Annotated in this window: 23 protein-coding genes and 1 pseudogene; 8 read left to right on the top strand and 16 right to left on the bottom strand. The window is 66.0% G+C overall.

Annotated elements, in window-relative coordinates; genetic code table 11:
* The coding region (locus tag G3I78_RS51345; RefSeq protein WP_203616042.1) for a hypothetical protein at positions 1-256 on the top strand (256 nt) is incomplete at its 5' end.
* A gap of 117 nt (positions 257-373) precedes the next feature.
* The gene (locus tag G3I78_RS37920) at positions 374-988 is read left to right on the top strand and encodes a dihydrofolate reductase family protein (protein WP_164433312.1); all 615 of its coding nucleotides are present in this window, start codon (positions 374-376) and stop codon (positions 986-988) included.
* A 191-nt stretch (positions 989-1,179) separates the two neighbouring features.
* Here G3I78_RS37920 and G3I78_RS37915 read toward each other — a convergent pair whose 3' ends face one another.
* The 9 genes from G3I78_RS37915 to G3I78_RS37875 all read right to left on the bottom strand — a co-directional run bounded on the left by G3I78_RS37915 (position 1,180) and on the right by G3I78_RS37875 (position 7,147).
* Positions 1,180-2,202 (bottom strand): BtrH N-terminal domain-containing protein, encoded by a 1,023-nt coding sequence (locus G3I78_RS37915; protein ID WP_164433332.1) that lies wholly within the window; start codon positions 2,200-2,202, stop codon positions 1,180-1,182.
* A 108-nt stretch (positions 2,203-2,310) separates the two neighbouring features.
* Positions 2,311-2,916, bottom strand: coding sequence for a DUF5753 domain-containing protein (locus tag G3I78_RS37910; protein WP_164433310.1), 606 nt, complete (start codon positions 2,914-2,916; stop codon positions 2,311-2,313).
* Between the two features lie 120 nt (positions 2,917-3,036).
* Positions 3,037-3,510: a hypothetical protein gene (locus G3I78_RS37905; protein WP_164433308.1), complete on the bottom strand. Its 474-nt coding sequence runs from the start codon at positions 3,508-3,510 to the stop codon at positions 3,037-3,039.
* A gap of 103 nt (positions 3,511-3,613) precedes the next feature.
* On the bottom strand, positions 3,614-3,838 hold the full coding sequence (locus G3I78_RS37900; protein ID WP_164433306.1) for a DUF397 domain-containing protein: 225 nt from the start codon (positions 3,836-3,838) through the stop codon (positions 3,614-3,616).
* Positions 3,839-4,412: 574 nt separating this feature from the next.
* Positions 4,413-5,243, bottom strand: coding sequence for a helix-turn-helix transcriptional regulator (locus tag G3I78_RS37895; protein ID WP_164433304.1), 831 nt, complete (start codon positions 5,241-5,243; stop codon positions 4,413-4,415).
* On the bottom strand, positions 5,240-5,761 hold the full coding sequence (locus tag G3I78_RS37890; protein WP_164433302.1) for a DUF6879 family protein: 522 nt from the start codon (positions 5,759-5,761) through the stop codon (positions 5,240-5,242). The genes G3I78_RS37895 and G3I78_RS37890 overlap by 4 nt, the downstream gene beginning before the upstream one ends.
* Positions 5,745-5,957 carry a hypothetical protein gene (locus tag G3I78_RS37885; RefSeq protein ID WP_164433300.1) on the bottom strand — a complete coding sequence of 71 codons (213 nt, stop codon included), beginning with the start codon at positions 5,955-5,957 and terminating at the stop codon, positions 5,745-5,747. The genes G3I78_RS37890 and G3I78_RS37885 overlap by 17 nt, the downstream gene beginning before the upstream one ends.
* 120 nt (positions 5,958-6,077) lie before the next feature.
* On the bottom strand, positions 6,078-6,302 hold the full coding sequence (locus tag G3I78_RS37880; RefSeq protein WP_164433299.1) for a DUF397 domain-containing protein: 225 nt from the start codon (positions 6,300-6,302) through the stop codon (positions 6,078-6,080).
* Positions 6,302-7,147, bottom strand: coding sequence for a helix-turn-helix transcriptional regulator (locus G3I78_RS37875; protein ID WP_164433297.1), 846 nt, complete (start codon positions 7,145-7,147; stop codon positions 6,302-6,304). Before G3I78_RS37875 ends, G3I78_RS37880 begins: the two co-directional genes overlap by 1 nt.
* A 205-nt stretch (positions 7,148-7,352) precedes the next feature.
* Here G3I78_RS37875 and G3I78_RS37870 point away from each other — a divergent pair, with 205 nt between their 5' ends.
* On the top strand, positions 7,353-7,994 hold the full coding sequence (locus G3I78_RS37870) for an ATP-binding protein (protein ID WP_164433330.1): 642 nt from the start codon (positions 7,353-7,355) through the stop codon (positions 7,992-7,994).
* A gap of 83 nt (positions 7,995-8,077) precedes the next feature.
* Here the strand turns inward: G3I78_RS37870 and G3I78_RS37865 are convergent, their stop codons facing one another.
* Complete coding sequence (locus G3I78_RS37865) at positions 8,078-9,115, bottom strand: hypothetical protein (protein ID WP_164433295.1); 1,038 nt, start codon at positions 9,113-9,115, stop codon at positions 8,078-8,080.
* 41 nt (positions 9,116-9,156) lie between these two features.
* On the opposite strand from G3I78_RS37865, the gene G3I78_RS37860 reads away from it, so the two are divergent.
* Positions 9,157-9,792: a hypothetical protein gene (locus G3I78_RS37860; protein WP_164433293.1), complete on the top strand. Its 636-nt coding sequence runs from the start codon at positions 9,157-9,159 to the stop codon at positions 9,790-9,792.
* A 40-nt stretch (positions 9,793-9,832) separates the two neighbouring features.
* Here the strand turns inward: G3I78_RS37860 and G3I78_RS37855 are convergent, their stop codons facing one another.
* A complete protein-coding gene (locus tag G3I78_RS37855; RefSeq protein ID WP_164433291.1) occupies positions 9,833-12,973 on the bottom strand; it encodes a DEAD/DEAH box helicase in 3,141 nt (1,046 codons plus the stop codon).
* Between the two features lie 454 nt (positions 12,974-13,427).
* The gene (locus tag G3I78_RS37850; RefSeq protein WP_164433289.1) at positions 13,428-14,276 is read right to left on the bottom strand and encodes a DUF4394 domain-containing protein; all 849 of its coding nucleotides are present in this window, start codon (positions 14,274-14,276) and stop codon (positions 13,428-13,430) included.
* A 280-nt stretch (positions 14,277-14,556) separates the two neighbouring features.
* On the opposite strand from G3I78_RS37850, the gene G3I78_RS37845 reads away from it, so the two are divergent.
* The 3 genes and pseudogenes from G3I78_RS37845 to G3I78_RS37835 all read left to right on the top strand — a co-directional run.
* The gene (locus G3I78_RS37845) at positions 14,557-15,801 is read left to right on the top strand and encodes a helix-turn-helix domain-containing protein (RefSeq protein WP_164433328.1); all 1,245 of its coding nucleotides are present in this window, start codon (positions 14,557-14,559) and stop codon (positions 15,799-15,801) included.
* A gap of 350 nt (positions 15,802-16,151) precedes the next feature.
* Entirely contained in the window at positions 16,152-16,634 is a 483-nt protein-coding gene (locus G3I78_RS37840; protein WP_239158304.1) for a hypothetical protein, read from the top strand.
* A gap of 332 nt (positions 16,635-16,966) precedes the next feature.
* Positions 16,967-17,875 (top strand): annotated as a pseudogene (locus G3I78_RS37835) (hydrolase); the annotation flags it as partial.
* A gap of 51 nt (positions 17,876-17,926) precedes the next feature.
* Here the strand turns inward: G3I78_RS37835 and G3I78_RS37830 are convergent.
* The 3 genes from G3I78_RS37830 to G3I78_RS37820 all read right to left on the bottom strand — a co-directional run bounded on the left by G3I78_RS37830 (position 17,927) and on the right by G3I78_RS37820 (position 21,237).
* On the bottom strand, positions 17,927-18,937 hold the full coding sequence (locus G3I78_RS37830; protein ID WP_164433285.1) for an SEC-C metal-binding domain-containing protein: 1,011 nt from the start codon (positions 18,935-18,937) through the stop codon (positions 17,927-17,929).
* Between the two features lie 159 nt (positions 18,938-19,096).
* Complete coding sequence (locus G3I78_RS37825; RefSeq protein ID WP_164433283.1) at positions 19,097-20,569, bottom strand: beta-1,6-galactanase; 1,473 nt, start codon at positions 20,567-20,569, stop codon at positions 19,097-19,099.
* Between the two features lie 185 nt (positions 20,570-20,754).
* Complete coding sequence (locus G3I78_RS37820; RefSeq protein ID WP_164433281.1) at positions 20,755-21,237, bottom strand: GNAT family N-acetyltransferase; 483 nt, start codon at positions 21,235-21,237, stop codon at positions 20,755-20,757.
* A gap of 108 nt (positions 21,238-21,345) precedes the next feature.
* Here G3I78_RS37820 and G3I78_RS37815 point away from each other — a divergent pair, with 108 nt between their 5' ends.
* On the top strand, positions 21,346-22,137 hold the full coding sequence (locus tag G3I78_RS37815) for a class E sortase (protein WP_164433279.1): 792 nt from the start codon (positions 21,346-21,348) through the stop codon (positions 22,135-22,137).
* Positions 22,138-22,228: 91 nt separating this feature from the next.
* Here the strand turns inward: G3I78_RS37815 and G3I78_RS37810 are convergent, their stop codons facing one another.
* Complete coding sequence (locus tag G3I78_RS37810; RefSeq protein ID WP_164433277.1) at positions 22,229-23,623, bottom strand: MFS transporter; 1,395 nt, start codon at positions 23,621-23,623, stop codon at positions 22,229-22,231.
* Between the last annotated feature and the right edge of the window lie 22 nt (positions 23,624-23,645).

Raw genomic sequence — 23,645 nt, 5'->3', positions numbered from 1 at the left:
GACCTCGCGGATCGCGCGCTCACGCAGCTCGTCGGGGTACTTCCGTGGTGCCGGCACTGATGTGGTTCTCCTTCGCCAGGACCGTAACCCTGGCATCAGGGACTCCACAAATCTCAGTACAGCTCAGTTCGACCCACGGCATTTTCGGTTTCTCGACGTCCGGGCGACGGTCTGCGAGCGCGACGACAGCGCGGGGCCGTGCAAGTGGCGGGACAACGAAGCGATGATCTATGTCGAGGTGCCCGCGCCGGCCTAGTAGCGGAGCCTCTCCAGGACTGAATGCTGCCGCGCATGTCGAATGCGCAGCCCCTCGATCGACGTGAGAGTGAAGGAGGCCGCAGAAAGCCTCCCCGGACTACAGGAGCCCCACGTCATGACCGTCACCGCTGACCTGGCCATCTCCCTCGACGGCTGTATCGCCGGCCCCGGCGTCACCCTCGATAACCCCGGCGGGAACGGCGCCGAACCCCTCTTCGAGTGGATCCACAACCTGGCGAGCTGGCGGGAACGCCAGGGCATGACCGGCGGCGAGGAGAACCGTGACTCCGAGCTGATGCGGGAGTGGTTCGACGCGACCGGGGCGGTGATCATGGGGCGGATGATGTACGACACGGGGGCGGACTTCTGGGGCGAGAACCCGCCGTTCAGGGTGCCGGTCTTCGTCCTCACCCACCGTCCGCACGCACCCCTGGTGAAGCAGGGCGGCACCACCTTCACCTTCGTCACGGACGGCATCCACAGCGCGCTCGCCCAGGCGCGGGCGGCGGCGGGGGAGCGGAACGTCGACATCGCGGGCGGTGCGAGGACGGTCCAGCAGTATCTGCGGGAGGGGCTCGTCGACGAGCTTCAGCTGCATGTGGTGCCGGCGTTGCTGGGGGCCGGGCTGCGGTTGTTCGAGGGGGTGGGGGTGGGGGAGCGGCGGCTTGAGCAGGTCAGGGTGGTGGAGACTCCGCTGGCGACCCATCTGAAGTACCGGTTCGTTGAGTGAACTGACGGGACGGCTCTGTGGTCGCGCTGGGGGCCCGGGACACGGTGTGCTCGTTGGCCGGCGTCGCCGGTACCGGCTGGACGGCGTCCCGGTGCTCGACGCCTTGCCGTCCCGCCCGCCCGGAACTCGGCGATGACCCGCTCGACGGTGATGCGCAGGTCCGGGTGGACGGCCCGGGAGTGACGCCCCGGTCAGGGCCTGGCGTCCGCCAGACGACTCAGCGCCTCCATCGCCTCGCGCTCGATCCGTGACAGGTCACCGAGTGCGTCGCCCGCCCGTACGAGGTGCCGCTCGTCGCCCGTTTCACCGGCCTCGGCAATCAACTCCGCGACCGCCGTCCACAGTTGGGCGGCCTCGGTGTACAACCCGAGTCCGGTGCGCAGGTGTTCGCTGTCGAGCAGCTCGGCGCACTCGGCGAGGAAGTCGCGGTAGAGGTTGCGGAACAGGGCACCGCCGGTACCGGCCTTCTCCATCAGGAGCGCGGCCTGCGCGAGGTCCCGCTGCGGGTCGTCGGTCCGCCGCAGCCATGTGCGTACGAGCTTGCCGGTCTTCTCGATGCCTCGGTGACCCAGGTTGGCGATGGGCGGGTTGAGGAAGGCGTGGGCGCAGGTGGTGATGGCGGGGACGATCCTGCCCTCGGGGAGCAGCCCGGCGATCCCGCCTTCGGCCGACCGCCCCGGAGCCGTGACGGTGAACGACCGGTGCCTCGCGGTCATCGGCCCCCGAGCCGCCCTCGCCTCCGCGAGACTGCCCCGACTCGTGGACACGGCCCCGCCCTGCTGGTCGGTGTCGACGAGAAGGGCGACCTCGTCGTCGTAGCCGTACATCGCGACGACATGACCACCGAAGTGCACCTTCGTACCGAAGTAGTCCAGGTGGTAGCTGTCGAGCTGGAGCCCGACGGGCCGGCCGCCGTCGATGGCGTCGACGACGTTCGCCCACCCCTTGCGCGGGGAGGAGGTCTCCCGGACGTCGAGGTCCAGCGCGAGTGCGGCGGCCAGGTTCCTGGTCAGCTCGAAGGGCCTGACCCGTCCGCCGAGGAAGGGGAAGCCCATGCTCTTGCTGTCCCAGTAGACGAAGGACAGACCGGATCCGAGGCCGAAGAGCATGGGTTCGGAGAGGTCGATGCCCTGCTGACGGAGGAGCACGCCGAGGGCCGAGGTCTCGCAGTGCTGTGTTCCGCGGGCGTCGACGCCGGTTACCGTCCTGGGGATGTGCTGGTCTCCTGGGTGGGGATGCTCAGCCGCAGTCGTCTGTTCTTCGCGCGGCGCACCACTCAACTTGGTCTGGCTCACCTGTGCCGATCGACATACCGTGAGGCGTCATCCGTTGCTCCAGGAGGTCAGGGCTTTGTTGATCAGATCCTTGGCGGGGTCTCCGAAGTGCGCGGCCTCCCTGAGCGCGTCGAATGCCTTGCTGTGGAGGGCGAGTTCGGCGGGGTCGGTGATGTCCACGCCGGTCGATACGAGCTCGTAGCTGGCGCGGTTGTCGTCGTACATGTTGAAGCCGGGCATGGGGACCACACCGACCTCGGCGGTGACGGGAAGGATGCCGAGCGTCAGGGATGGGAGGTCGAAGTCGCGGAGGAGGCGCTCCATCTGCCCGCGCATTACGGTCGGCCCTCCGATGTTCGTGTAGAGGGCTTGCTCGCCAAGGATCACGTCGTATTGGTGCTTACCGTCGTACAGGACCTGTTGGCGCTCCATCCGCTTGGCCACGCCGGCGGAGACGTCGTCCGGGACATCGAGGAAGCCGACTACTTGGCGGAGGATCACGGTGGCGTACGCCTCGGTCTGGATCGTGCCCCAGATCATGGTGGGGACGTACGCCTTGCTGTGCCGCGTCTGCTGGTAGAGGCGGACCACTTCGTTCTGGGTGTCCTCTGTTCCGGTGGACAGACGTTGTCGCCACGGCACCGAGCTGGTCACTGTGTTCCCCTTCCCAAGGCAATGGTGAATCGATGGCGGTCATACCCATGGGAACGGCGTTCGTCCCCAGGCCGGGAGGAAGGGCTGTCGGCGCCGGTGGGCCCTCCCTTTGCATGGCTCCTACGACTGCCGGACGGGGCAGGGCAGGTTAGGTCTCGAACGATGTGGAGAGCATGTCACCACCGCGAGGGACAGATAGGAAGGCCGCTCCAGGTAGAAGCCGAGCGAGGCATCCGCACCCAGACTCAGCCTCACCAAAGCCGAGTCGATCAGCAACGTCAGATGAGTGGCGTCGCGATCCCACTCGGATGCGAACCGCGGTGCGTAGTCGTCCAGTTGCTCTGCGAGCCAGGTCACCGCTTCTTTGGGCTCCTCCCACGTGCCACGTACGGAGGAGCGAGGTTTGACCAGCCAGTACGCGGTCTCCAGCGGCGGAATCTCCGTCGCCGCGAACTCCGCGGCCACCTCTCGACAACGCTGGACCAACTCCGGCCTGCTTCCGGCGGGAGGTGGTTCGGGATGTGGCGGACGCCGTAAGGCTTCATCGTCGAAACGTGCTTTCGGGCCGGTCCAGAGGAAGCCGTGATGATGCACCAGTCGTCCCCATCTGGTGTCGAAGATCGGGAGGGAGACCGGTCCTGTCTCAAGCCAGGGGCCAGGGGCCAGGAGCCTGGACCGGTCTCGGAGTCGGGTCCGGTCAGACGGACATCCCGAATCGCGTCGGATCGATACCGGCCGAGTCCAACTCCTCCGTGGTGAACCGCAACGGCTCCGCGTCCGGCCGCTTGCTGTCACCCAGGGCCCAAGCGTTGTCACCGATCCGAGCCAGGGTCACGCACCCTTCGGTGCAGGGTCCTCCGCAGGCCTTCGCAAAGGATGCGCTGTCGATGTCGAGCTTGTAGAGATCGTTTCCGTCCAGCATGTGCTGCACCTTTCTGATCAGGTGTTGTGGTTGTGGGACCGTCACCGCCTGTGCCGGGCGGGATTTCAGGGGATGGGGGCGTATGCCTCAGCGGACGAAGACGCCGTGATGGTCTTTGCAGCGCGGGCACTTGCATGGGGGCCACGCCATAGAGTTCAAGGGCACTAGATCGTCAGAACCGAGGATGGCCAGTTCGGGACCCCAGGTGCGCCCGGAATCTCGAGATACACGCAAAGTCATCAAGGGCTGGTCCGTGAAGATGCCGGATTTTGTTGCTGAGCTCATGACGGTCGCGTCTCTGCCGAGTGAGTCCCACCCTGATGGCGACGCAGATCTACATTCGCGTCGGATACGGCGCTGTAGTCATTCCTTGAACGAGCATTTTCCCGGCGCACACAAATGCCGAGACACGTGTCACAGGCCGGAATCGCTCTTGGTTCTGTCGGGAGTTCCGCAAGTCTGTATCCCTTGGGCTCGCTTGGGCCTGCCATCAATCCTCCCCGGCTTCATGATGTATCCATGATTGCCTGGCTCCGCGGATTGTCCGAGCGATATTCCGGTTATGGACTAAAGATCACCGGCAAGAGTCTGCCCACTCCTGCAGGAGGGTTCTTGCCTCTGTGTCGAAGCGAGCGTGGCGCTCGAAAAGAGAGAACGCGGCAAGATGCTCGGAGATGTCGCGAGCATCCCGAAAGACCATGCGCCCAGTGAAGTTCTCGACGGTGGCCAAGCGGTCGTCGTAGAGAGTAAAGGTGTTCATGGGGCCACGCGGTATCACGGTCCCTGTTGGAATTATTCCGATACGAACATTCGGCAGATGTGACAGTGACGCCAGACGGTCAATCTGTACTGCCATGGCTGACGACGAGATGATCGCCCACCGCACGGCTTGCTCGGTCAGCAGAAAAGTGAAGGTCTTCGAGGTGTCGTAGAGCACGGCCTGGCGCTCCAGCTTGCTCGCCACGGTTTTGGAGGTGTCCCCTGGGGCGTGGGCCAGGCTGGCGCGTACGTACTCGGGCGTGGCCAGTAGACCTGTGATCATTGCGGGCAGGAAGTATCTCAGCTTTGTGGATTTACTCTCCAAGGACGCCAGTTCTCTCTGGCGCTTCTCCATGCCGCGGCGCCAGGACGAGCGCTTGTCCTGCCATTCGGTGTTCGCGATGCGAGCAAGAGCAGTGACTTCCGCCACGACGTCACTTGGAGCGTCCAGGGCTCGGAGGATACGTTCGACATCCACGAGCTTCGGCATCTTCCTGCCGGTTTCGAACTTGCTGATCTGACTCTGAGACATGTTGCAACGCCGAGCGAGCCGGTCCCCAGTGAGGCCGGCTCGCGTGCGCAACTCGCGGAGCGTCTGTGAGAGATCGGATCTCGACTGCCCCAGCTGCTCAGGTTCGAAGGTCACCCGGCTTCTTTCACATACTTGGAGAACGGCACTGAATGAGTCAGCGCAATGCGCTTCCACTCCAAGTAGGGGGAGATGTCACCGCTGACTGTCTCCCGGCTGATCTGAGTTCCATCTGGGCGGAAGTTCAGGTGCACCACTTGGGCCTCGTCGAACATCCACCAGTCGGTTCCTGACAGAGGAAGGCCGTAATCCTGCTGCGTGACATCCAGGATGCGGATTTCCTCTCCGGCCGTTATGTTCCCTGGGATACCCCAGGCGAACTGGTACCGCTGATAGTCGGTCAGCGGTTTCCGTACGACCCGGACGCGCCCAATGGCCCGCCCTGAAGCCACGTACCCATGCACCCGTTCATGCCAACGAGCATTGTGATCGGCGGGCTTGGTCTCACCGCGAAGGAAGCGGGCGACGTTGTCAGCCTCCTGGGGCATGGTGTACGTGGGTTGAGCCTCGAAGCGCCATGCGTCACGCGTATACGCGTCAAATGTCCGCCGCCACTCGTCACCATCCAAGAGCACGTACGGCCTCCTTGAGCACGGACTCCGGAATCTCCACCAAGGCCTCACCCTCAGGCGGCAGGAAGGCGTCCGACACGTTTCCCTGGACCACGATGGAGCCAGCCGCGGTGCGGTAGACGTTCGGGCAGTCGTCGTCATCGCAGTTGGGCCCGCCAACGGTCGTGCCGGTAAGCCGTGTCAGGTCCTCGCGCGCCATGGCGCCCCCTTCCGTTCCGCCCGTGCTGGGCGACTTACCGGATGACGCTACGGAGACCATCGTTCCTCGTCCACGGAGATCGTGGAATATTCCCGAGCTGGCATAAAGCGGGGAGCTGATTTATGCAGAAGCTGTAGGGGCCCGGCGAAGACGGGCGCGTGTCTGGCTCAGAGACTCAGCGAAGGAGCGCCAGGCCGGTACCCCGATCGTGACTACAGGTCCGTGCTCTTGCTTCGAGTCGCGTATGAGTACGCCCGCCTCATCACGCGCGCACTCCACGCACTCGGTTCCGCTCCCGCCGCTGTAGGAGGACTTGAACCACTGGTGCGTCGAGGGCGCTGTCATCAGGACTCCTTGCTCATGCGATGAATGATCTCCGCCGAGGACTCGAGATCGAGCGCCTGCGCGCTGAGGTACTCGAACGCCAACCTATAACGCTCCAGTTCGGGCTGCTTCTCCATGAAGAGCCCACCGCCGAGCAAGTCCACATAGACAACGTCGAGTTCGAGGGACTGTCCTCGAAGGATGGCAAAGCTGCCGACGGCAGCTGCATGGGCGCCGGATGCAAAAGGGAGCACCTGGACCGTGATGTGCGGTCGCTGTGACATAGCGAGGAGATGCTGGAGCTGACCCTGCATGACATCGCGTCCGCCCACCCTGCGCCGCAGTGCCGCCTCATCGATCACACACCAGAGCAGCGGTGGTTCATCTCGTTCCAGTAGCTCCTGCCTCTTCATGCGGATGTCGACCATGTGCTGCACCTCGCGCTCGGGGCAGTGAACTTCCGAAGCCCGGTGGACGGCTTCGGCGTAAGCGCGGGTCTGCAGGAGGCCAGGGATGTACATACAGGCGTAGTGGTCTTCGCGTACGACCTCGTCCTCAAGCGTGAGCATGAGGTTCATCGACTCCGGGACGGGGTCGGCGAGCGACCGCCACCAGCCCTGGATCTTGGCGCCCTTCGCGAGTTCCACAAGGGCGAGGCGTTCCTCGTCGGAGGCGCCGTACTCCCGGCAAAGGGCATCGACGGCCGGCCACTTGACCGTGCCTTCCTTCGTCTCATAGCGGCTCAGCGTTGCCTTGGAGATGCCGACGCGCGCACCCGCCTCTTCAAGGGTCAGCCCGTGGCGCTCGCGGAGGCGGCGGAGGTCGGCACCTAGTTGGCGCCTGCGTGTGGTGGGTCCAACTGCCATTCCTTCGGCCCTTCGTCTCGATCCAGCAGATCGTCCTGGTTGCTCCAAGGCGACGGCAAGGTGGCGCGCGCCGGGGGCGCTCGTCGCGCGGGCGCACCACTATTCGCTCAAAATGAGAGTTCCATTTTGAGAGTTCCGATGCAACTCTCTGTATGCGGGGGATGACTGCGGCAACTCGACTAGAAGGTAGAGGTGTTGATGGATGATGGACTGCATCGCACGCGTCTCGAGGAAGCCCTGGAGCCTTCCCTTCACAGCGGAGCCGGAAGAGGTTGCGGCACTGCGGCGGATCATGCGGCTCCACCTGGAGCTGTGGGGCCTTCATGGCGTCGTCGATGCTGCTCAGCTCTGTGTCAGTGAACTCGTGTCGAACGTCATCAAGCACGTGGGTACTGGGACACCGGCCACACTCGTCGTGTCTATGAGTGGGACTCGGGTACGGATCGAGGTCCACGACGCTGACCCCCGCGCGCTACCGGTGCTCCTCGATGCCGTGCCGGATGACGAGTCCGGCAGAGGTATGGCACTGGTCAGTGCTACTACCGATCGTTGGGGTGTTCAGCTGCGGGCTGACCAGAAGGTGACCTGGTGTGAGCTGCCGACAGAGTTGTCTTGTGCTGAGGGGCACTCTGGGGGCGCTCGGGTGAATCGAGTGGAGGCCCTGCTGAGCAACTACGGCTGCGAGCCAGATCGTTTGTGGCCCGCGGGAGTTGGGGCGGTGGCAGTGGTCGAGGAAGCGGCGATCGATGTCATTGTCGACGTCCTGCACTGGCTGAGGGGGCACGGACGGGACTCCGACGAGGCCCTTGATCGTGCGCAGATCCGGTTCGAGGCGGAGCTTGAGTAGCCGTTGGTGGTGTGAGTGGGGTGCCATCGCGTCATGCAGGCGATGACACCCCACTGGCCGCAAGCACACAGGTGGGTTGAAGCTCAGGAGGCAAGCGCAGGGCAGTCAGTGCAGCGGAAGCCTTGAGGGAAGCCGTTGGCGGTAGCGGTGCTCGTCTCGAACTCGGAGAATCCGCCACTGTCATTTCGATACACGATGCCGATCCCGTGTTCAGCGAGCAGATCACGGAGATCTTCGTGGGGAAGCGACGGTGTGAGCACCATCAGGTGGAGGGGCTGTTGGTGGGTCAGCCGTCTCAAGTAGCGCCGTGCGTGGAGGAGTTGCGCAAGAGCCTGAGTGATCGACTCGTTTGCTGCGCTACCTGTTGGCTCATAAATCGTGTTGCTCGTCTGGTTGTAAAGGTCGAACACAAGCTGAGAGGTCGAGTCCCGCATCGATAGCTCCATCTGAACGATGCTTTCCCCGGCGGCGGTCTCGCGATCCTCGAAGGCGTCTGCCAGATCATCGCGGGTGGCCACACCTACTGGCTCGACTTCGGTCGGATGTTGCTGACGCCTCTGGCGTCGGTACGCCCGGGCCAGGCGACCTGCGGTCCGTTGGAGTCGGAACCTGGAAACGGGCGCCGGTCGAAGCGTGTCAGAAGTCTCTCGGATGCAAGGCCCGGTAGGGCGTAGCCGGAAGACGATGACGTTGCGGTCCTGGCCCAGTTCGTCCCTGGCCTCGCGTATCTCGAACGGCTTGCGTTCGTCGACCTTGAACTGCCCTATATATTTGTGGGTTCGCGTGTCGCTTCCCGGGACCTTTCCCACCGCGATGAACAGGTGCAGAGTGCGGCCCTTGGCGGCGTGCTCCAGAATCGCGGTGTTGCCCCCGCTGAGGGTTTGGTCACCTCGCTTACCTGCTCCGGTGTAAGTGAATACGGGCCCTATGTCGTCATCTTCGGCGAGCCATCCATCGCTGTATCCGTAGCGTTCGCCAATCTTGCTGTCGGAGAATAAGAGGACGTTCCTCTTCTCTATCGCTGGACAGATTCCGGCGTAGCCGCTCCCACCGAGCACGGGATGGATGTCTGCACGAGTGAGGACGTCACCGGGTTGAAACCCGGCTGTGGGCGTTGTCATGGGTCGAGGTTAATAGCTTCACCGCTCAAGGAGTGCAGGAAGTGGCACAGGCCGCTTGGGCGGATGTTGTGGTTGTGCTGAGCCCAAGCGAAGATGGCGTGATGAGTGATGCGACGGGGACGGTCATCTCGGGTGTTATCGCTTTCGCAGCCGCGGTCATCGGTGCTGTGATCGCAGGCCGGTACGCCAAGCACGGAGCGGAAGCCGGTGGCCGTAAGGCGGTCGAGGCAGCATTGACGCAGGTGCATGGTCAGGCCGCGGCCGAGCACTGGCAGTGGGTACGCAGCCAGCGTCATCAGTCCTTCGCCGCCCTCCTCACGGCTTATGCCGCTCTCGATGAAGCGCTGGCCCGTATTGCCCCTGAGGTGCGAAGCGGGACCGGGTTTGATGAAGCAGCAGGGCGCGAGGTGCGGGAGCGGACACTCGAACTACAGGCTAAAACCAGTCAATTGGCCCTATGGGGGCCAAGTGAGGCAAATGCCTTGGCTTATGCGATCACGGGTAAGTCGGTGGCGGCCGTGCGTGCTTTGCTGCACATCGAGAGTTCCGGTTCTCTGAGCTCTAGTGCGGATTGGTCCGCCTTTGGGCAAGCCAGGGAAGAGATGACACAGGCACACGCAACCTTTCTTGAGCGTGCTGGTCAGATCATTCGTGACCCACGGCAGCCCATCAGCTAGCCGTTCCTGCTGCTGGAAAGAGCAGGCAGGGTCTTGTTCGCTACCCGGCGGCGATGGCCGAGTACGACCACACATCCGCGGGCAAGTCATGGTGCAGTTGCCAGGTGATGGCCATGGGCTTGCTGCCCTCATGCCGGACATAGGTCGCCGGGCCGAGCAGCATCCATGGCTGGGCCTTGCCGATGTCAGTGTCCTTGTAGCGCCGCATGAACAGCAGTACATGGCTGCCGCGTTGGACATGCTCTTGGTAGCGCAGCCCGGTGGGCGAGGTCTCCGCAGTCGTGCTCTGTGACTCCCAGTGGAACAGGGAAGGGCTCAACGCGTAGTCCTTGTACCTGACAGTGGGAGAGAAGTCCTTCTCGTTCTTCTCGAGAGTGATCAGTAGTGCGTCTGTCTGGTTCGGCTGATCCCACAAAACGCCCTGAGCGAAGGAGCCAGGCATCTGCCCGTTGAGGCGAGCGACGCCAAGGGCAGCCAGGATCTCCGAGCGGTTGTATGCACTGTGGATCTTCAGAGGGATGTGGGAGTGTGCGCCTTCCAAAGTGATGGGGAAGTGGTCGGCTTGACCCATCACGTGGTCGAGAACCTGCCGCAGTTCACTACGGAGCGCCTGCTGCTCGCGCAGTGATTCGAGTCCCGCTGCGTAGGAGTTGAAACCGCCAGCCTTGTCCCAGAGGTTGAAGAAGAGCATGCGAGCGTACGTCTGCTGCCTTGGGTCCAGAGCCTCGTACGTCGGGGCGTCATCGCTCAGTAGGTGGGTGTACGCCTCGGCGCGTTCGGGGTCGTCGACGTGAAGAAACGCGTGAACGCGCTTCAACAGGTCTTCCTCACCTGTCTGTTCAGGTAGATCGGCCAGGCCGGCACGGCGCAGGACGGACGTCCACGAGTTGCTCGACTTGTACAGCTCCTTGATTTCGCGACGGCTCTCCCTGAGGTAGTCGGCAAGGAGCGGCGTTCGGAAGCTCCTGACTTCCTTGGCGAGAGTCTGAACGGTCGCCTTGATCTGCGCGCGGATGTTCTCCAGCACGAGATCCTTGGACTTACCTTCAAGGATGATCTGGCAGCCGGACGGCAAGAGAGGGAAGTCGTGCTCAGCGTGTTCAAGCAGCCGGTTGCGCGACAGGTTGGTCATCGCGCGGAACTGCTCCTCGAACCGGAACTCGGCGCGATGCTGACCGATGAAGTCGAGCACGGTGAGTACCGGCTTGTCCGGCGTCCGGCGCAGGCCCCGCCCGAGCTGCTGAAGGAAGACGGTGGCGCTGTTCGTCGGACGGAGCAGCAGGAGTGTGTCGACGTCGGGGATGTCCAAGCCCTCGTTGAACAGGTCCACGGAGAAGATGACCTGGATCTCTCCGGATTTGAGTTGGGAGAGAGTCCGGTCGCGGGTCTCGGGCTTCGACTCACTGTCCAAAGCCGCAGCCCTGATTCCTGCTTCGTTGAAGCACTTTGCCATGAAGTGAGCGTGCTTCTTGGTGACGCAGAATCCGAGCGCGCGCATGCTCGTCGGGTCGGATACCTTGTCGGCCACCTGCTTGATCACGATACGAGCCCGGGCATGATCGGCGGAGAAAAGATCGCCGAGCTGGCTCTGGTCATACGTGCCCGAACGCCAGTCAAGGCGGGTGAGGTCTGTACCGTCGGGCACACCGAAGTAATGGAACGGGCAGAGGAGGTCGTTGTCCAGCGCCTCCCACAGCCGCATCTCGGCGGCGATCCTGCCCTCGAAGAACTCGTCCTGCACGTTGAGCCCGTCCGCGCGTTCAGGAGTGGCGGTCAGGCCGAGGAGTTGCTTTGGCTTGAAATGGTTGAGAACGCGGCGGTAGGTCGTAGCCGTAGCGTGATGAAACTCGTCGACGACGATGATGTCGAAGTGTTCTGGGTCGAATTGGTCGAGTCGCTGGTCAGTAAGCGATTGGACGCTGGCAAAAACGTGCTGCCAGTCGCGCGGTAGCTCACCGCTGAACAGCGGCTCACCGAAGGACGCGTCATCCAGTACTTCACGGTACTTGCGCAGCGACTGCTTCAGGATCTCCTTGCGGTGTGCCACAAAGAGCAGTCGAGGATACTGCCTGTCGCCCCGCTCCCTATGCAGGTTGCGGTAGTCGAGTGCGGCCATGACGGTCTTGCCTGTCCCGGTCGCTGCGACCAGCAGGTTGTGATGATGGCTGCGGACCTCCCGCTCGACGCGCAGTCGCTCCAGCATGTCGGACTGGTGTGGATAGGGGCGAACCTCAAGACCTGAGAGGCTGATCTTCGAGTCCTGGTCGGACGTCGAACTGCCGGCCACACCCAGGGCTTCGTCCAACTTGAGAGCGTCACGATCTGGGTCGTAGGCTTCAAAGGCGATGTCGTTCCAGTAGGAGTCAAAGCTGGCTTCGAACTTGTTCAGCACGGCCGGTGTTGCGACGGACGATAGACGTACATTCCATTCCAGACCGTCGAGGAGTGCGGCCTTGGAGAGATTGGAACTGCCTACATATGCGGTGTCGAAGCCGCTGTTGCGGCGAAAGAGCCAGGCCTTGGCGTGCAGGCGGGTCGAGCGGGTCTCGTAATTGACCTTGACCTCGGCGCCGAAATCTCGTACAAGACGGTCGAGGGCATGCCGGTCGGTGGCGCCCATATATGTCGTGGTGATGACGCGAATGGGCACGCCGCGGTGGGCGGCCTCACGGAGCGAGCTCTCTAGTACGCGGATGCCATACCACTTTACGAACGCACACAGAAGATCGATGCGGTCGGCTGTGGCCAGCTCGGCGCGCAGTTCGGCGCCGAGATTGGGATCGTCGGGGGCGTTGGTGATCAATGCAGTTTCGGAGAGGGGCGTCAGCGGGCGGATGGCGTAGACGCCAGGGGCTTCCTGCTCCGCGAGTGCGAGCAGCTGCCTGGGGCCTTCGATGATGGTGCCGTCGCTGGTGTTCTCGTCCGGGTCGGGTGCACTGCCGGTCAGCGACTGCATGATCTGGTTCGCTACGGAGACCTGATCCTTCTGCGGCAGTTGAGCCAACCGACGGCCGATGACGTCACTGATATGCCTGGCCAGAACGTGCGGAGTGGACTCTGCGCTGACCTCTGCGTCGATGGCTTTCCAGCCCGCGGCCTCGAGATCCTGTATCTGATCGTGCAGCTCCTGGGTGACGAGCCGCTCGTGGACGCCAGCCTTGAGGTCCCCCGATTCCGCCACGACCGCTCCTTCGTTCCTCCGTGCCGTTACGGATCAGTTCTAACAGCAGTCACTGACAATCGAAGCCCTTGCGTCGAAAAGTGATCGTTTTCCGGCCGTCGTCCCTGGCTGAGGCGTCGGACCTGGACTGTCGCGTGCTCCGGGCAGCCGTGCCAGAGGCCATCGGCCGCCCTCACTGCGGCGGAACTGGCCGAGCTACGTACGGTTCTCGATGCGCTGGCCGCAGGGGCGGAGGCCGATTGACCAGCACCCATGGACTTCCCGTGGGCCGGATCGCAGTGCCGCGGCCATCTCTCAGGCATGCGCGACGTGCAGCGGCAGCAGCTCCAGGCCTCCGTGCAGCATGTCGGAAGGGCGTCGGCAGGTGCTGGAGAGGGTCCGGCTGAAGGGGCTCCAGTTCGCCGCGGCCCGGCGGATGGTCCGGCCGCGGCGAACGCCGGTCGGAGGCTGGGGATCAGGATCCCGTGAGGGAGATGGCCAGGTCCGTGATGTTCAGGGGGAACTGGCCGATGGAGGTGGCCTGGCCGGTGAAGATGTTGATGGTGTAAAGGGAGGGGGTGCCGGCGCCGTACGGGGTGAGGGTGGCGAAGGCGGTGTTGTCGGTGGTCTTTCCGCCGGACAGGGTGCTGTAGATGTCCATGCCGGCGTTGATCCCGGCGTCGATGCCGAGACTGCCGGTCGGGGCGAGGGTGCCGTTGTTCGCCGGTGACTGGAGGACGACCTGGTCGGTGGTCGTATTGATGTCGACCAGCGTGGTCACGGTGGTCCCGTCGAGGTCGTTGTTCGTGTAGGCGGCGGCGGAGACGCCCTTGGTCGTGCCCTCGGTGGGCGGGGTGGTGAGGTTCAGGTCCTGGATCGTCGTGTGGTCGTTGAGGTTGTGCCGCAGGTTCTGTCCGTTGTCGCTGATGACGCGCAGGCGGTCGGCCGCCGGGTTGAAGTCGACGCCGAAGTTGGTGCCGTTCAGGGCGTACTGAAGCTGGGACACCTTGGTGACCACGACGTCCGCGGTGGCCGGCGGGGTCTTGATCGTGTAGATGCCGCCCTTGTTGCCGACGCCGTACATCAGACCGTTCTGTACCCGGAAGTCGATTCCGATCAGGCCGGTGTCGCCGCTGAGGCCGGTGACGACCCTGACCCAGTCGAGGACCTGCGGCCGGTCGGTCGTGAATGTGGCCATCAGGGTGCCGTCGCCGCTGATCCCGAACGCACGCAGGCTGGGCGTGGCGGCGGGTGCGGCCGAGCCGGAGCCCGGTGCGCCGAGCATGAGTGCCGTCGACGTGACCATGACCGCCACCGTCGCCATGATTCTCTTTCGCGTTCCTGTTCTCATCGGGGTTTCCCTCCCGTTTGGCCAGGAACCATTTACCGTGCCTGGCTGAGAATGGGTTTTTATGCGGCTTCCATTAATGTCTCTTTACGGTTCCCCCACAAGTGGATTGACTGACGAGAACGCCCAGATCTGAGAATTTTGTGCACTGTGACAAAAGCCCGTCACGTGGCTTGTCGCTGCTTTGTCCGAGGTGATGAAAGTCGTCCTGATCTCGTCTGCCGACCTTTCTCCCTGGCTGGCATGCTCACGTTCCATGGGGAGCCTCTTCGCCGAGTTGGCCCGGCGGGCGTCGACCAACGCCCGTCGTGAGGTCGAGACGTACACACGGGAGATCCAGGAGTTCGGGTTCCTGGACAAGGACGCTCGGGCGCGAGCCCAGACGCTGGAACATGCGATGTGGTTTCGATGTCGCACCGTCGAACTCTCGCCGGGCAACGACGAGTTGAGCGGAGCAGACCTCGAATACATCGCGTCGATGGGGGAGCTGCGGGCGCGCGCCGGGGTGTCGCTCGACGGGCGGCAGAGGGTGCTGCGCGTGCACACCGAACTCATGCTGCGTGAGATCAACGAGGCGACCGAGGCTCAGCGCGGCGGGGGTGTCGACGAGCTCATGCGCATGATGGCCTGGTTCGCCCCGCAGGGTGAACGCGGCATCAGTGCCTACCGGCAGGGATTCGTACGCGTGCTGCGCCGCCGAATCTCGTATACGGAGCAGGTTGCCTTGCTGGTCCGGTCATTGCTGAATGGAGATCTGATTTCGGCGGAACTCGCCGAGATCATCGACATGGAACTGTCGGATCGCTACGCGGTGACGGTTTTCCGGTTTCCGGATCGACCCGTCGTCGATCGTTTTCTGGAAAGCGAAATAGGGGAGCTGGTGAAGAGCCATCGGGCGCCGGTGATGTGGGGACCGGAGGGTGGCGACGGGAGCGGCGAGTTGGTCGCCCTGCTTCCCCTCTTCTCCGGCACCGCGGCGTCGCAGGACGTACCGCCGCATCTTGTGTCCGACCTCCTGCCCGACCTCGTCCCCGACCACCTGCCGGATCTTGTACGCGACTTCGCCCACGCCGTCGGTCGCCCCTGCGCCGTCGGCACGGCCACCGCGCCGCTGGCCGAGTTGCCCGAGGCTCTGGAGCGGGCTCGGCGGATCAGTCGGGTGGCCGCGCCGAGCCAGGTGACGGCCCTGCTGCGGCCACACACCCTTGCCGACGTGTTCGTCGAACTTGCTGTCGGGGACGTGCCGTTCATCGACGACTGGCTCCGCGTGGTGGCCCGTCGTCTGGCCCCGGGCCCCGACCTTCTCGCCACTCTCGACGCGTACTACCGCCACGACATGCATCGCGGTGCGGCGGCGACCGCGCTCAATGTCCACCCCCGCACCCTCGACTACCGCCTGCGCCGGGTCCGCGAGTTGACGGGTGTCGATCCTGGCTCGACACGGGGGGTGCGGACGCTCAGCGCCGTTGTCGCCCGGGAGTTGTCGGGCGCGTGGCGTTGAGAACACGTGGGGGTGCGGGCTCGGGAGATTCAGATCAATACCGTGCATCCCGGAATGTCGAGACCGGCTTGAGGATATCGCTCCGCTTGTGGTGTTTCCGGTTTCGGGTCAGCCTTCGTCTGCTGCGGGGGCTGAGATTCCGCTGGGTGGCGGATTTGCCGCGCGCGGTGGTTGAGCTGGTGGTTCTTTGGCGGGAGGTGGGGGAGTTCGCTGATGGGTGGGCTGGTTTCGGTGGTGTTGTGGGCGCGGAGGTTTCGTGAAATGGGGGATGTTTTCGCTGGGGTGGGGTGAGGATTTTCGGTGCATCTGTCATGTACCGGATCAGCGGTATCTCACCAGGGGAGTTGCGGATGAAGCGTCTGCGGAGAACACAGTTGCTGGGGCTCGGGGTCATGGGGCTGCTGCTCGGGCTGGTCGCCGCGCCGGCCGCTCAGGCGGCGCCGGGGGTGGTGACTGCCGCCCCCGTCGCCGCCGCTGCTGCCGCCGAGTGCAGCGGTACTTGGGACGGGAAGTCGTACTGGGCCACGCACGCCGGGCGCAACGGGGGTGGGTACGCGCGCACCTACTGGAATGCCTCGACCAAGCGGAACTGCGCGAAGTTCTTCTCCAGCCCCTACGACGGCCTCGCGTCCAACATCACGCTGTATCTCCATGACGAGAGCGGCGACTACACCGCCGACCCGCCGCCGGAGCACCCGGCGAACTACCACTACTACGCCGGGCCGGTCTACACCTGGTTCGACGCCACCAACCACTGCATCCACCTGAGCGGCTCGCTGGTCCGGGGTGGGGTGAAGTACACCCTCAGCACCCCGGACATCCGGTGCGGCTGATCCTGTGCCGTTGGCGTTGAACTGCCCAGCAGCGCCGCTCGCTTGGTACAGCTGCTGGTAGCTGTTGTCGGGCCGCCCGCCTCTGCGGCGGAAAGCTGGCGGGCGGCCGGACGGGTGGGTTCTTGAGTAAGAGATCGACATGAACGCCCAGTCGAGTCTCCCGACCCCCGTGATCCTCTGTGTAGCGTCCTGCCCTGTGTCGAGCGGGCCCCCTCAACCCCTGTTCTACGCGCGCAGATTCGTCACCCCGCACCGCACCCCACTCGCACCACACAACACCGCACCGCACCCGCACCGCCTCTTCCGCCCCCCCACTCATGGAGGTTCACGCGATGCCCGGTCCCCGTAGATTCGCCACCGCTCTCACCGTCCTCGGCCTCGTCGCCGCCGGTGCCACGCTTCAGGCGTCCACCCCCGCCGCCGCGGCCACCACCCACCGTGTCCTGTTCGACAACGCCCACGCCGAGACCGCCGGGAACGCCGACTGGATCATCTCCACCAGTCAGCCGGACCCGCTCGGGCAGGACTCCTCGCCGAGTGACGAGAGCGACTGGACCGGGGCGCTGTCCTCCTGGGGCGTTGCCCTTCAGCAGACCGGGGACTACAGCCTCAAGACCGCGACCAGCGCCCTCACCTACGGTGGCTCCTCGGCCACCGACCTCTCCAAGTTCGACACGCTCGTGCTGCCCGAGCCCAACACCAAGTTCACGACCGCCGAGAAGACCGCGATCATGAACTTCGTGAAGAACGGGGGCGGGTTGTTCATGATCTCCGATCACACCGGGTCCGATCGGAACAACGACGGGTACGACGCGGTCGAGATCCTCAACGACCTGATGAGCAACAACAGCGTCGACAGTGACGACCCGTTCGGGTTCTCCATCGACTCGAAGAACATCAGCTCCGACTACCCGAGCGCCATCAGCGACAGCAGCGACCCCGTGCTGCACGGGTCGTTCGGGACGGTCAAGAAGAGTCTCATCGCCAGTGGGACCACGGCCACGCTCGCGCCCTCCGACAACTCCGCGGTCAAGGGGCTGCTCTACCGGACCGGTTACTCCGGGAACACCGGCGCCTTCTTTCTCACCAGCACCTACGGCAGCGGCAAGATCGCCTTCTGGGGTGACAGTTCGCCGATCGACGACGGCACCGGGCAGTCCGGCAACACCCTCTACGACGGCTGGAACGACACCGGCGCCACCAACGCCGCCCTCGCCCTCAACGCCACCGACTGGCTCTCCGAGTAAGGGAAAAAGAGGGGGCGAGCGGCATCTCCTCGCCCCCTCGCCGGCTCACTCCCCGTGGCACTCCCCGTATCCACGTCCCGACCCGCACCAGCACGCCGTCCCCCGCTGCGGCGGCCACTCCACCGCCCGCCCCCGCGCCGCCAGCGTCGTGGCGTACTGGGGGAGCAGGGCCGTATCCGACGGGGACGAACCCTCCGACGCCGCGAAGGCCTCGTAGGACGGGACCGTCCCGGTGACGATTCCCAGGTTGGGGGTGCCCGACGCGGACAGTTCCCGAAGGGACGCCTCTATCGTCGCCAGGTGCTCCTCGTGGGAGGGATACTCCGACACCAGCGGGGGATACCCGCTCACCAGCTCGGAAAGCTCCGCGGCGGGCCAGTGCAGTACCGCCACCGGGAACGGGCGGGACAGCGCCTCCCGGTAGGTGCCGAGCTCGGCGCGCAGGCGGGAGATCTCCGCCGCCAGCTCCGCCGGGTTGTCCGAGCCGAGGGACCAGACGCGCTTCGGGTCGTGCAGCTCGTCCAGGGAGACCGAGGAGGAGTGCAGGGTGTCGGCGAGGGTGTCCCACTCGTCGTGCGCCACACCCAGCATGCGCCGGACCCGGTGGCGGCCGAACAGCAGCGGATGCGTGGAGTACGGCGGCTCCGCCACGTCCGTCAGGAGCACCCCGGCCCCCTCCGTGAACGTCTCCTGCGCCTGCTCCAGCTCGTCGTGGGACTCCAGGGCCTCCGCCACGATCACCCAGGGCGCCGGGTCCCGCGGGGCTGCCGCCCGGACGCCCTCGATGATCGCGCGGGCCTCGGCCTCATGGCCGTACTCCCAGAGGTTCGCGGCCTTGAGGGCGCGGACCAGGAAGGGGTTCTCCAGGCCGTCCTGCGTGGCCAGCAGGCGGTCGTAGAGGGCGGTCGCGGCGGGGCGGTCGCCGGCCAGTTCCAGATGGGCCGCGGCCTGCACGAGCAGGGCCTCGGCGTCCTCGGGATACCGGTCGGCGGTCCGCTCCAGGCGCGCCGCTTCGGCGTTGTGGTCGACGTTCTCGGCAGGCGTGTCGGGGCGCATGGGGGACACCGTACTGCCGATCAGTGACAAAGGGAGAGGGAGGTGCAGGCCAGGGGGCGGTCAACCGAAAACCCCAGGACCGCGCACGCCCTCCGCCCGGACCGCGCACGCCCTCCTCCCGGACCGCGCACGCCCTCCCCCCGACCGCACACACCCTCCTCAGATCGTCACACCGTCGATCTGTATCGTCTGCACCGCCTTCGCCGCGAACGGCACCGCCACCGTCTTCCCGCTCAGATAGGTGTTGGAGTACGACACGTACTTGTCGCCGCCCGTCGTCACCGTGTTCCAGCGCGGGACCAGGCCGCCGGAGCCGCCCGTGACCGTGGTGAAGGACGACAGGTCGAAGGTCAGGGTCTGGGCCGACGTCGAGGTGTTCAGGGCCACGATGACCAGGCGCTTGGCCGAGGAGTCGTAGGCCGCGACCGCGTAGCTCACCCCCGTGTCGAGGATCTTCATGCCGGGGCGGATGTGGCGGCTGAACTGGGCCAGCACGTAGTACTTCGTCTCGATCGCGCCGGCCTGGAGGGTGCTCGCGTCGTACTTGATCACTCCCCAGCCCGCCGTCGGGTCCATGACCTGCCAGTAGACCCAGGCCGTGGGGTGCAGCCAGCGGAAGTCGTAGAGCAGGTTGAAGGCCGTGGTGTAGCCGGTGCCGTCGCTGTCGCCGGTCTCGGAGTTCCACAGCTTCTTGCCGGCCGTGGTCACGACGTCGGTGTAGAGGAGGTCGCGGCGGCCGGACGAGCCCTGGTAGCCGTGCACGTTGACCTGGTTGACGTACCCCTTGGTCGTGGAGCTGAAGGAGTTCCAGGTGGTGCGGGCGAGGTCGTAACTCGTCTCGTCCGAGGCCGAGATCTTCACGCCGGTCAGGCCGCGGGTGTTCAACTCGCTGCGCAGATACGGCAGTACGGCGGACTGGACCGTCGAGTCCATGTGGCAGCCTTCCTGCGTGCCGGTCGCCGTCCACCAGGACGAGGAGGGCTCGTTGAAGGCGTCGACCGTCGCGAAGTTCACGCCCCAGTTGTTCTTGGCGTACAGGGCGGTGGCCGCGAGGTGGGAGGCGTGTTGGCGGTAGTTCCAGGTCTGGAGGTTGTTGCCGCCGCCCGAGGCGCCGGACGGGTTGTGGTTGGAACACATCCACCACATCGGGGAGTTGGCGAAGAGCTCCGAGGTCGCCCCGCGGGACGTGGCCTTCACCAGCATCGCCCGCTGGTTGGCGTCCGCCGTCCAGTCCCAGGCGCTCGACGTCGGGTCCTCGTTGTTCCAGTCCTGCCAGTAGCCCTCGATCTGCTTGAACGCGGGGATGTTGGCCGAGGCGACCATCGACTCGCCGTTCACGCTGTTCCAGCTGCACGCGCCCAGGTTGTAGCGGGCGATGTTCAGGCCGAGGCCGGGAAGTGAAGTGCCGTTGTAGGACGTCGACTTGGTGGTGAAGAAGATGTCGGCGAAGTCGTCCCGGGCGCCGAACACGTTGGCCCACCAGGCCAGGGAGGTGCCCCAGCCCTCCCAGGTGCCGTACGACGTTCCCGGGGCGATGGCGATCGTGGCGTCCGCGCGGGCGGTGCCGGTGGCCAGGGCGCTGCCGAGGAGGGTTCCTCCTGCGGCTGTCAGCAGCGTTCTGCGTCGGATCATGGCTGTCTTCTCCACCTCTCCGTGGGGCCCGGCGTCCTGTCCTGGACAGGAGTCGGCCAGTGGAACCAAGTGGCTCGCCCAACTCGCCCCCCGCGCGCCATCACGAAGCATCAGGTGTGGCACACGAGGTTGTCGAGAGGCGGGACAGCGCTTTCTTTCTATGCGGCTTTCTATTTCTCCAACGGTTATGACAAGGGGTGGCCATTCCCGGGGTGAGGCTGAGGCGTCCTGAACGACAGCTCGGGGCGCTCCCAGGTCACCTTCGGCGGTGACGGCGGGACCGTCCCGACGCGCTCGGCGCCCAGGCGGCGGTAGAAGTCCTCGGCCGGGGGATGCGCCACCACCCGCACCTCCGCGAGACCCGCCTCGCCGGCCTGGCCGAGCATGTGCTCCACGAGCAGCCGGCCGACACCGCCCCGCTGGACGTCGTCCGCCACGAACGCCAGGTCCAGCTCGGCCGGTTCGAGCACCAGGGCGTAGAAACCGAGCAGCCGTCCCGTCTCGTCCACGGCCATGAAGACCCGGTGCCGGGCGATGTAGTCGGGGGTGACCCGGTAGCCGGAGATGATCGAGGCGTACGTCCCCCGGTAGGCGCCGGACGCCTGGATCAGCGCGGTGAGACGCTCCGCGTCCTGGGCGAGGGCGGGCTGGATCGTCGTGGATCGCATGCGTGAAGTATAGGAGCGCAGCCCCTGTGTGACTCTTACTTACCGATGTGTATGGCCAGTTGGGGGGAGAGCGCCTATGGTGCGGGCCCGGTGGAGGGAGGCGTGCGCATGCGGGTTCGCGTCCTGGAGCACGCGGTACGGCGTCGGCGGGCCCGTCGCCGACGCGTGCTGTGGACCGGCGGCGAGGTCCTGGTGACCGTCGGGGTCGTCCTCATGCTGCTCGTCGTCCACCAGCTGTGGTGGACCAACCGGGAGGCGCGGGAGGGGGCCCGGCGGAAGGTCGAGGCGCTGGAGCGGGAGTGGGGGCAGGGGGGTGGCGACGGCGGCGCCGCGGCGGCCCGCGGTGACTCCGATACGGCCGTCCCGCCGCCGTCCCCGCAGTCGTCCCCGGCGCGGTCGTCCCGGTCGGGGGGCACCTCCAACACCGGTCGCTCCCAGGCCACTTGGTCGCAGGCGTACGCCATTCTCACCGTCCCCCGGCTGCACCTCCGCGTTCCCGTCGCCGAAGGGGTCGGCAAGCGGAGCGTGCTCAACAAGGGGTACGTCGGGCACTACCCGGGCAGTCAACAGCCGGGCCAGGCAGGGAACTTCGCGCTCGCCGGGCATCGCAACACCCACGGCGAGCCCTTCCGGTACATCAACCGGCTCGCGCCGAAGGACACGATCGAGGTGGAGACGCGCAGTGCGGTCTACACGTACGCCGTGGACCGGACCCTTCGGCAGACCTCGGCCCGTGACGCCGGGGTGATCCGGCCGGTCCCGCGCTCCTCGGTGCATCCCAACTCCGGGTACGGGCAGCCTGGTTACTACATCACGCTCACTACCTGCACGCCTGAGTACACGTCCCGGTATCGGCTGGTGGTGTGGGGGAAGCTGGTGTCGATGCGGCCTCGGGGCTGAGGCTGAGGTCGGTCCGGCGCCCCCGCCCACCTCCCTCACCCCGCCCTCCTCCCTCACCCCGCTCACCTCCCTCACCTCGCCCCCACCCCCCTCACGCCCGCTCCCGCAGCCCCACCACACCCCCCGCCGCCACCAGGGCCAGCACCGCCGACACCACCATCGCGATGTCCGCCCCGTGCGCCAGGCCGCCGCCGGTGGACGTGGCGATGGCGATCGTCAGGGCCACCCCGGCGCAGGAGCCGATGTAGCGGAAGGTCTGCTGGGCGCCGGAGCCCATGGCCGCTCGGGTGGCCGGGACGGATTCCACCGCGGCCAGCGGGAGCGCCGCGTTCAGGAGGCCGCTGCCGATGCCCGCTGTGACCAGGCCGGGGAGGAGGCGGGTCCAGGAGCCCGCGTCCAGGGAGCCGAGCATGGTGAGGACGCCGGCCGCGTGCAGGAGGAAGCCGGTCGCGAGCTGCCAGCGGGGGGAGACCCGGCCCGCCAGGCGCCGGACCTGGAGGGCGACCGCGAAGGAGAGGCCGGACCAGAGGAGGAACAGCCAGGCGGTGTCCATCGCGGAGAGGCCGACCGTCTGCTGGAGAAGCGCCGGGAGGAAGCTGAACAGGCCGATCACCGCGAGCCCGGTGAACAGGCCGCTGACGGAGGACGCCAGGAAACGGCGGTGGCGGAGCAGGCCCAGGTCGATCATCGGGGTCGCCGAGCGCCGCTCGACCACGGCGAACAGGGCCAGCAGCACGGCGAAGGCCAGCGACAGCAGCCCCACGGGCGCCCGGAGCCATCCGTCCCGGCCCAGGGTCAGCGCCGCGACCAGGGCCACCAGGGCGAGCCCGAAGGTCACGGCCCCGGCGAGGTCGGGGCGGCCGCCGCGCGGGGCCCGGGACTCCGACAGCAGGCGGGCGGAGAGGGCGGCCACGAGCACGGCGGCGGCGCCGAGAACGCCGTACGACACTCTCCAGCTCGGCAGTGCGCCGCTCAGCAGCGGGCCGACCGCGATGCCGCCGCTCACGAACGCGCCCCAGACGCCGGTCGCGTGCAGTCGGCCGCGCGGGGTGGGGAACGCGTGGACCAGCAGGCCCAGGCTGCTCGCGAGCAGGGCCGCGCTGGCCGCGCCCTGGGCGATCCGGGCCAGGGTGAACAGCCAGGTCGACGAGGTCAGGGCGCCGAGGGCGGTGGTGAGGCCCAGCGCGAGGGTGCCCGCGACGAAGATCCGGCGCCGTCCGTAGTCGTCGGCGAGGCTGCCGGCGACCAGGAGGAGCGCGGCGACGCCGAGCGGGGTGCCGTTCAGGAGCCAGGCCTGTGCGGAGAGCGGGGTGTGCAGGTCGGCGGCGACCTCGGGGAGCGTGACCATCGGCGCGGTGTAGGTCATGAGGGCCACGGCGGTGGCGGCGCTGGTCAGGGCGAGGGTGGCACCGGGACGGGAAGCCGCCTGCGGGGCGGGTGCCGGCACCTTCACCTCAGTGAGGGTTCGTTCATTGAACTTAGTCATGCGGTGAACCGTAGCAGAGTAG

This window comes from Streptomyces sp. SID13726, from assembly GCF_010548375.1.
In the GTDB taxonomy this organism is placed as follows: Bacteria; Actinomycetota; Actinomycetes; order Streptomycetales; family Streptomycetaceae; genus Streptomyces.
The sequence above is the reverse complement of the archived record's forward strand: the minus strand, read 5'-3'. Positions and strand labels throughout refer to the sequence as shown.